The sequence below is a fragment of the Streptomyces sp. NPDC022910 genome (assembly GCF_055561075.1).
This window is the reverse complement of record NZ_JBVHHL010000117.1, coordinates 1-8,277: the sequence shown is the minus strand read 5'-3', so window position 1 is coordinate 8,277 and position 8,277 is coordinate 1. Positions and strand designations below refer to the sequence as shown.

Annotated in this window: 7 protein-coding genes and 3 pseudogenes; 5 read left to right on the top strand and 5 right to left on the bottom strand. The window is 68.9% G+C overall.

The window, feature by feature from the left end:
* Positions 1-56: 56 nt before the first annotated feature.
* The 3 genes from ACZ3TS_RS41905 to ACZ3TS_RS41895 form a co-directional block, all read right to left on the bottom strand.
* Positions 57-980, bottom strand: coding sequence for an AAA domain-containing protein (locus ACZ3TS_RS41905; RefSeq protein ID WP_467628185.1), 924 nt, complete (start codon positions 978-980; stop codon positions 57-59).
* Positions 981-1,102: 122 nt separating this feature from the next.
* Positions 1,103-1,579 carry a hypothetical protein gene (locus ACZ3TS_RS41900; protein ID WP_467628182.1) on the bottom strand — a complete coding sequence of 159 codons (477 nt, stop codon included), beginning with the start codon at positions 1,577-1,579 and terminating at the stop codon, positions 1,103-1,105.
* Positions 1,580-1,870: 291 nt separating this feature from the next.
* Entirely contained in the window at positions 1,871-3,325 is a 1,455-nt protein-coding gene (locus tag ACZ3TS_RS41895) for a hypothetical protein (RefSeq protein WP_467628187.1), read from the bottom strand.
* Positions 3,326-3,881: 556 nt separating this feature from the next.
* On the opposite strand from ACZ3TS_RS41895, the pseudogene ACZ3TS_RS41890 reads away from it, so the two are divergent.
* The 3 genes and pseudogenes from ACZ3TS_RS41890 to ACZ3TS_RS41880 all read left to right on the top strand — a co-directional run.
* Positions 3,882-4,051 (top strand): annotated as a pseudogene (locus ACZ3TS_RS41890) (SAM-dependent methyltransferase); the annotation flags it as partial.
* A 129-nt stretch (positions 4,052-4,180) separates the two neighbouring features.
* Positions 4,181-4,411, top strand: coding sequence for a FitA-like ribbon-helix-helix domain-containing protein (locus ACZ3TS_RS41885; protein WP_467628180.1), 231 nt, complete (start codon positions 4,181-4,183; stop codon positions 4,409-4,411).
* Positions 4,408-4,809, top strand: coding sequence for a type II toxin-antitoxin system VapC family toxin (locus tag ACZ3TS_RS41880; protein ID WP_451256908.1), 402 nt, complete (start codon positions 4,408-4,410; stop codon positions 4,807-4,809). The genes ACZ3TS_RS41885 and ACZ3TS_RS41880 overlap by 4 nt, the downstream gene beginning before the upstream one ends.
* A gap of 869 nt (positions 4,810-5,678) precedes the next feature.
* Here the strand turns inward: ACZ3TS_RS41880 and ACZ3TS_RS41875 are convergent.
* Positions 5,679-5,999, bottom strand: a pseudogene (locus ACZ3TS_RS41875) (integrase); the annotation flags it as partial.
* Positions 6,000-6,138: 139 nt separating this feature from the next.
* On the opposite strand from ACZ3TS_RS41875, the pseudogene ACZ3TS_RS41870 reads away from it, so the two are divergent.
* Positions 6,139-6,303: pseudogene (locus tag ACZ3TS_RS41870) on the top strand (Tn3 family transposase); the annotation flags it as partial.
* A gap of 51 nt (positions 6,304-6,354) precedes the next feature.
* On the opposite strand, the gene ACZ3TS_RS41865 reads toward ACZ3TS_RS41870, so the two are convergent.
* Positions 6,355-6,744: a hypothetical protein gene (locus ACZ3TS_RS41865; RefSeq protein WP_467628189.1), complete on the bottom strand. Its 390-nt coding sequence runs from the start codon at positions 6,742-6,744 to the stop codon at positions 6,355-6,357.
* Between the two features lie 650 nt (positions 6,745-7,394).
* Here ACZ3TS_RS41865 and ACZ3TS_RS41860 point away from each other — a divergent pair.
* Positions 7,395-8,186: a peptidoglycan-binding protein gene (locus ACZ3TS_RS41860; RefSeq protein ID WP_467628177.1), complete on the top strand. Its 792-nt coding sequence runs from the start codon at positions 7,395-7,397 to the stop codon at positions 8,184-8,186.
* The last annotated feature ends 91 nt before the right edge of the window (positions 8,187-8,277 follow it).

Sequence of the window (8,277 nt, the reverse complement as noted above, 5' to 3'; positions counted from 1 at the left end):
GCGAGTACTTACTGGGTGGTGCCACGTCTTGCCTCTCGTTTCCTTACGTAGAGATCCTATTGGGTCCCTGTCCGGAAACTTCGGGGCACCTCAGTTACCGGGGCGGGCGTGGGGGCAGGATCGGCGGGTGTTTCGTCGGCCTGTCGTACGGCGTCACGCCAGACAGCAAGGAGGCGGTCGATTTCGGTGTTCGGGTTGGTGAACCAGTCGGCGGCCCAGATGCGGTGGAAGCGCCAGCCGAGTCGTTCCAGGTGTGCCTGGCGCAGGCGGTCGCGGTCTCGGGCGCTGGGGGCACTGTGGTAGCGCTCACCGTCGGTTTCGACGGCGAGGATCATCTGGCCGGGGCGTTCGGGGTGGCCGAGGGCGAAGTCGATGCGGTAGCCGGACACGCCCCACTGCGGTGTGACGGGGACGTTGGCGGCTTCGAGGGTGGCGAGGACTTGCTGTTCGAAGCCGTTGAGGTTCCAGTCGGTGCGTGCGGTTCCGGTGCGCTGGAGGTCTCCTCCGTGGGAGCAGTACTCGAGGAAGGCGCGCAGCAGTTCGGGGCCGCGGTTGCGGGTGTTCTTGAGTTTGCCGGGGTCGAAGTCGTGGTGGGTGAAGGAGCTGACGACCGTCATCGACTGGCGGGCGCGGGTGATGGCGACGTTCAGGCGGCGCTCTCCGCCGTCGTTGTTGAGCGGGCCGAAGGACATGGAGAGACGGCCGTTGGCGGCTTTGCCGTAGCCGATGCTGAGGATGATGGCGTCGCGTTCGTCGCCCTGAACCTGTTCGAGGTTCTTGGTGAAGAAGCGGCGCCGGGCTCCGGCCTCAGGGCTGAAGAACTCCTGGAGTTCGGGGTGGCCTTGGAGGGCGTGGCGCAGCGCGAGGGTGATGCGGTCGGCGTGGCGCTGGCCCATGGTGATGACGCCGAGGCTGAGATGGGGGGTGTGGGTGGCGTGGTCGAGGGCGAGTTCGACGACGCGTTCGACTTCCTCGGGCACGGAGCCGCTCTGGCCGGGCTGGGCGTGGCCGTCGACGGTCTCGAGGCGGATGGGGCTGGTGAGGGTGGTACCGGGGAAGGTGACGAGCCGGTCGTCGTAGATGGTGTGGTTGGAGAAGGCGATCAGGCGTTCGTCGCGGCTGCGGTAGTGCCATTGAACCCGCCGGTCCGGGTGGCGAGTTGCAGCATCAGCTGCTCCCGGGCGATGAGCTCGCTGGAGGCCGAGAGGGTGTCGTGGCGCGTGAGCAGGTCTGCGGTGTCGAACAGCTGGCGGTGGCTGATCTCAACAGCGCGCCGCGGCTCGTAGCGGTCGCTGCCGGCGGCAGCCTGGACGACGCCCGCGTACAGGGCGGCGAGGCGTTGCAGGCAGGGGCAGGCGGCTTCGGCCTGGACGATCCGAACCCTCTCGTGGGCGCGGATATCGAGCGGGTCGGCGAGATGCTCCACGAGCAGCGGGGCCAGGGCGGCCGCCGGCAGCACGATACTGAAGGGGACGCCATGGATGATGGTGAGGGTGGCCGCGGCCAGGCTGAGGGCAGCAACGACGGCTGTGGCGGTCCGTAGGGTGACCGGGCCGAGGCGGATGCGGCAGTGCGCCACGTCTGGCCGGCCGGCGCAGGGCGAGGCGCTGGGGGCGGGTCGCGGTCGGGGTGAACACGGCGATGCGGTACGGCCGTTCGGGGACGCTGCCGTCGGCGGGCACACTCCAGTCGATCCATCCCCTGCGATTCGTTCACGGATCAGGACGGGTTCGCAGCCGGTCGTGCAGGGCGCGTCGGCGCAGCCATGCCCGCCGTGCACAGCGGGACCGTTTTCTCTCCCACCGCCGTGGCTGCTGTGCGAAGAGGCGCAGCCGCTGAGCGATCTGGGCCGTAGGCGGTGTGCGGTCGGTCATGGGGTGCTTCCTTCCAGCGGGCGGGGTGAGGCGGTGGTGCAGGTGGTGCAGCGGCCGTCGCCGTCGGGGTGGGCGCGCCGCGGCGTTGGTCCGGGGCACGTTTGGCACAGCGGCCAGTCGAGGCAGGCCGGGCAGAGGTCTTCGCCGGGGGCGGTTGCGGGCACGCCGCAGCCGGCGCACTCGACGAGCGCCCGGTGGGCCAGGGCCTCGGTCACGGTGCGGGCGGCAGACGCGGTGGAGGACCGCTCGGGCGCCGGCCACGCGGTCGGCTCGTCCTGCGGGGGCGCGCCGCGGTGCTGGCTGACGAGGGTGGCGGGTGGCGGGTAGGCCTGGGCGGCGCGCAGGCGGGCGGCGATGATCGCCCCGACCGAGGTACGCACCGGGTGCGGCAGGGGCCGGTCGGTGATGACGTGCCGCAGCTGCTCCCGGCTCCAGCCGGCGTCCATCATCACGGTGACCACGCGGCCCTGATCGGTCAGCGCCTTCTCGGTCAGCAGCAGTTCCGGACGGCTCGCTGCGATCTCGAGCAGCAGCCGGATCCCCGGATGCATCTCGTCCGCCGGGAACGCGGCCGACGGGGACGCTGCGGCGTCCGGCCGGCCCGTCCCTCCGGGCGTTCGCGCGGCGTTGCCGCGGTCGCACGGACGGAGGGGTCTGGTCTTCTGCTGGTTGGTGTTCTTTCTGTTGGTGTTCTTAGTGGGCCGATCAGCCAACGTAGGGTCATCCACTGGTGGAAAACCCGACTTTGGTTGTGACCTGAGGTTGTGCAGGCTGGGAAGGTCGGTGATGAAGTAGGCGGCCGCGCCGAGCGTGCCGTCGGCCTCGCGCTCACGTTCCCGAACCAGGAAGCCGTGTTTCTCCAGTTCCTTCAGCCCGCTCTTCACGGCTGCCTCGCCGTCGCGGCCGCGGCGGGCGATGTCGGTGACGGTCATCCGCCAGCCGTCCCGATGCGTGCAGAGCAGTCCGAACAGCCCCTTGGCCTTGAAGGAAAGCTGGGTGGCCCGGAACAACGCGTTGGCGATCTGGGTGAATTGATCGGCCGCCATGACACCCCGGCGGATCCCCGCCGAAACACCGCCAGCGGGCCCGGCCTCGGGGACGATCGTCAAGTCGGCTTCGATCAGCGCGAGGTCCAGGGTGGCCGGGCGGTCGGTGATGCAGTAGGCGATCTCGCCGAGGGTGCCGTCCGGGCGGCGCAGGCGCTCACGGATCAGGTAGCCGTGGGCCTCCAACTCCTTGAGGCCGGTGCGTACGGCTTCCCTGCCGTCGGGGCCCAGGCGGACCAGGTCAGCGATCGTCACCTGCCAGCCGCTCCTGTGCGTGCTGACGTATCCGAAGATCCCTTTCGCCTTGTACGACAACTGGTCGTCCCGGAAAAGCGCGTTGGCGATCTGAGTGAGCTGGTCAGCCGCCATCGCACCCCGGCGGATCCCCGCCCCGAAGCGGCTCACCGCCGTGCCCCCGAAGCAGACCGCGCGCAGTCGCCAGAACAGCGCACCGGGCCCACCGAGGCGGGGGCGGTCGGCGGTCCCGGGTGCGCGGGCGTGCGTGTGTTCCATGCCGGCAGCTCACCCGCCGGCCCCGACCAGGCTGACGGCCACGAGCCCCGACCAACGGTCACGATCCGCCAACGCAGTTGTCCAGCTGCCGCGGTCGGGCTCATGGTTGGGCCGACCACGCGAGGTTCCCCAGCTGTTCGGGATGGCTGCGCACTCGCGGCTTCGCAACGACGGCGGCACGTCGCCACGTTGTGCTGCACCATCGACGCCGGCCCGTTCGCCGTGTTCGCACCGCGCGGCTGCCTACGGCTCGCCGAATGCGCAGTCCCGGGGCCGGTGGCGCCCGACATGCGCCCACCAGCTGATCAAACCGCCAAGCGCCGCGGCGACGGCCTGTGCCTGCGGCTTCCTGACGCACCCGGTCCGGACGACCGGCGATGAGCTGCGGGTCATCGCCGGCACGGACTGCTCCCCCGTGCGACGACATCCCCGAGGGTGGGACTCCCGCATCCCGACGAGACGAAGGAAATCCGCTGTCGCCGTACCGCACGGCATCGCCGCCGAGACCGAACTGGGGGACGCCTACGCCGAGTCCGCGTTCAAGGACGACACCGAGCCCACGTTCTGCTGGCCCCGTACGCCGGGCACGGCCCCGGCCCCGAACTACTCGGCGTCCCGATCGCGTACCGGAACCGACTGCGGCACCGCAGGCGCTCAGGAAGGCCGCGATGGCGAGCGAAGAACGTGCAGGGCTGCAACCGGATCACCGTTTCTCCATAATGCAGAATTCCGCGCTAGAATGCAGACATGAGTGTGCTCACTATCCGGGACGTGCCCGAAGACCAGATCCGCGTTCTCAAGACCCGTGCCGCCCAGGCGGGAAAATCCCTCCAGGCGTACATGCAGGAAGTGATCGCCAGGGAGGCCACCAAGCCGACCATGATGGAGATGGCTGCACGGCTGGAGCGCGAAGTCGCCGCGGAGTACACCACCGATGACGTCCTGGCAGCGATCGACGAGGGGCGGCGGGGCCGTTGATCGTCATCGACACGTCGGCGCTGGTGATCTTCCTGACCCATCACGGCGCCGCCGGTACCGCCGTCCGCCAGCGCGTCGGCGAAGCCGTCACCGTCTACGCCCCGACGCTGATCGACTATGAAATCCAATCGGCGCTGCTGGGGATGCAGCGCGGCGGCAAGCTCATCGAGAAGCAGGTGACCAAGGCCATGACCGACTTCACGGCATTGCCCTTGGACAAGCACGACACCCTCGCCCTGTGGGAACGAGTTCGCGCCCTCCACGCCAACCTGAGCGCCTACGACGCACAGTACGTCGCGCTCGCCGAATCCCTCGGCGTCCCGTTGATCACCTGCGACGGACGGATCAAACGCAGCGGCGCAGCCAAGTGCGACGTCGAGGTCTTCGGCTCGAACTGACCCCAACAGCCCCGGGCAGGTGGGAAGCGGTTGGGCCACCGCAACCGTCTGCGTGGCCTCAGCGCCGAAGGCCTCCCCCGCCTCCGGCAGGCAACGCCGGTGCGAGCGAGGCGATGCCCTCAGCGACCACGCTACCCGCAGCTCCCGACCACCAGTCACGACCCACCACCATGCGCACCAGTCTGCCGTGGTCGGGCTCATGGTCGGGCCGACCACTCATGTCCGGCCCAGCGCGCCTGGGGTTGCGCAGCCCGACTGCGCAGCCCTGGGCGGGCGTTGCGTAACGCGGCTGTGCAACCGGTCGAAGCTCCTGTGCAGTCGGTTGCGCTCTGCCATTGCGCAGCTCGGTCCGGCGCTTCGGATCTTCTCGTTGCTCAGGTCCGGATGGCGCACTGCGTAGGCACCGGTCGCGGCCCGGGCGGCGTCCGTCTGCGCATTCGGCGTGCGGGTCCGTTGGGCCGCACGGACCGCGTTCACCCAGCGGCCGTCGGCCCGAGGACGGTGGGGCGGACGCGATGGCCCTCGTCGGCTCGCGGCTGGCCCATGGTCGGGCCTGTGGTCGGACCGACCACAGGCCCGACCATGGGCTTCGTGTCCCCATCGTGACCTTGGTCGGGGTCTGGTGGTCGGTGGTCGGGTCGGGGGCGGCGGGTTTTCTCAAGGTCAGCAACATTCGCTCTGACCTGGGAGTTTGACCATGTCCCCTGGCAAGGAGGCCTCGCAGAGCGAGGCCTCTGCTCCGATCGCGGCGGGCGCCCGGCTGGAGGCGATGCGGCGCCGCGTCCGCCTCTCCCGAGTGGCGGTTTGGACCGGCATCGCGGCCGGCCCCGTAGCCCTGGTCCTCGCCGTCACCTCCATCCCGACCACGGTCGAGGCGGCCACGGCGGCCTCGGCACGCAGGTCGCGGCGTGGCGTCGCTTGAGCAGGTCGCGGGGCCAGCGCAAGATCGTGTCTGGGCGTACCAGCAGCAGGAGGTGCCGCAGCTTCTCCCTCGGGAGGTGGTGGAGCAGGCTGGCGAGGACTGCGCGGTCGGTGTCGGTGAACGTGGGGCTGCCGACCTGGCGCTGCAGGACCAGTAACTGGTGTCGCAGCGCAAGGATCTCCACATCCTTCTCTCGGTTGCTCGTCGTCAGCAGGCGCAGGAGCGTGAAGGTGTTGGTCGCGGCGAGGTAGGCCAGACGCAGCAGCACGACCGATCATGATGCCGCCCGTCCCTGCCCACGTGAAGACAGCGGGGCGGCCGGCAGCCGCATCAGAGATGGCCGATCAAGGACGTGACCTGGGCGGATGATTTATCGGCACCCGCAATGTTCGGCCGCGAGGGCCACCCCCACTCCGCTCGGCTCCGCGTTCGCCGAGTACGGGCGGATCGACAAAACCATGCACCTGCTCACCGTGGTCGACCCGGTCGACGACACCTACCGCCGCCTGATGAACCGGCAGCTCACCGTCCAGGAGTCCCGCCACCGCCTGGCCCGCGCGATCTGCCACGGCGGCGCCAGCATGTTGCTCGTGGCGGGACCCCGGAATCACGCATGGATGAGGTCAGTAGGCGACGAGCCCGTGGGTGGGGCGGTCGAACTGCAGGTAGAAGTCGGTGCCGTTGAGAACGCCGGTGGCGGCCGTGCCCCAGGTCCCGCCGGTGATCCAAGTGGCCTTGTTGCAGTAGAAATTTGACACGAGGAAGCACGTTTGGACCCACATGCCGCTGGTGGGCTTGACGTTGATGTCGGCGCAGTTGGACGTCGTGGTGGCGTAGTTCGCACCCTGGGGCCATTGGTCGGCTGAGTCCGTGCTGAAGCTCTTGGCGCTACCGTAGCAACTCGTTGCGACGGCCGGTGCCTGGTGGCTGGGTGCCGCCGCGACCGCGTTCGGCCCTGCCAACAGGACTCCGGCAGATGCCGCAACCGCGGCGATTGCAATGATTCGTTTCAAGGGACTTGCCCTCCTTAAGTACGTGTTTCCTAAGCCGGAAGTGCTGGTCAGAGTAGTGACAGCCGACGATCTCGTTGATCGTGTCGTTGTCTTCGAAGATCCAGAACCAGCCAAGTTCGTCGGGTCCGAGCCCGCAGGCCGCTCTTCGGCCTTCGTGACGCCCCTCGGCGACTCCCCCGCCACTGCGGCGATGCGCCTCACATGGGCGGACAGCTCATGCTGAGCCGCGTGCGGGGTGGTGGCCGAGGCGGCCCCTGACCATGTCTGTCACGGCGCTGGCTGTAGGCACCAGCGCACCTGCGGTGTTGTGTAAGCGCCTAGTCGATTACTCCCCCCATGTGTTGAGGCCGTCTGGTTGGCTGGGCGCGGCGCGCCGGGGAACCAGGGCCCCTGGAAGTGGTACGGCCTGAGCGAGCTTCTCGAAGCAGCTGTGCCGATCGCCATATGTGTCGGGCGTCTCGCGATGTCTCGGGACGTCCCACGCCGTGACGTGCGGGGATGTGTGTCTGGAGACGGCTTCTCGGGAAATCCCGCTGCGTCGTCGGGGCGTGACGTCGGCGGCCGGATTCGTGTGGCAGGGCGCGGCTTTGAGGCAGGCGGAGTCGCAGAGAAGGCCCGGCATCCAGGAGACTCATCCTTAGGGGGATGCCATGAGATGGAGAGAACTGCCCGAGACCTTGGATCCCAACGGCCGACGACTCGTGCAGGAGCTGCGGCGGTTGAAGGACCACAGCGGTCTCACGCTGCAGATGCTCCAGGCCAAGACGCTTTTCAGCGGCTCGTCGTGGGAGCGGTACCTCAACGGCAAGGCACTGCCGCCGGCGGCGGCGGTCGAAGCCCTCGCTGGTCTGACCGATGCTGATGCCTCACCACTGCTGGCCCTGCAACACGCAGCACAGGAATCTGGCGCCGCGACGGAACGCCCTCATCGTGATCGTGTCGCGGAGACGGCCCCCCAACAGGCTCCCGCCCCCTCCGGTCCTCCCCCTGCCTTTTCCGTGGGCTTGAGCGAAGGCCGAGAGCACGACCAGGAGCAGGACAGGATACGCGGAGTGGCCCTGTCCCTCGTCGGAGGCGCCCTGTTGCTCTCCGCCGTCGTTTCCGGGTGGCTGATCACCGACCGCCCGAACCCTGTCGGCCGTCCCTCGGGCAGTGCCACCGGAGTGGGCAGGTACAGCTGCGCCTACGTCCGGCACGGAGACCTGATGCTCGCCGGCAACAGCACCACCAACTCCGACCTCGTCGCGTTGAACAGCACGGGTCCCGACGTGGCGGAAGTCCAATGCCTCCTGCGCCGCCATCACCGGTCGCCGGGCGACGTGGACGGCTACTTCGGCAAGCGGACGGAAGCACAGGTGAAGACGCTGCAGCAACAGGACCACGTCTCCCCTGACGGAATCGTCGGCGAGCAGACCTGGTCCTTGCTGCGGAACGTGGAGTGACCATCCCCTCGTAGCGTGGAGCCCGTGATTGCAGGGGAAGTTGGGATTCATGGGGTCCAAGAAGAAGCCGCCGTACGACGCCGAGTTCCGT

Bases quoted from the DNA above. Each gene is read 5' to 3' on its own strand.
- ACZ3TS_RS41860 (WP_467628177.1), top strand. From the start codon at position 7,395: ATGAGATGGAGAGAACTGCCCGAGACCTTGGATCCCAACGGCCGACGA.
- ACZ3TS_RS41885 (WP_467628180.1), top strand. From the start codon at position 4,181: ATGAGTGTGCTCACTATCCGGGACGTGCCCGAAGACCAGATCCGCGTT.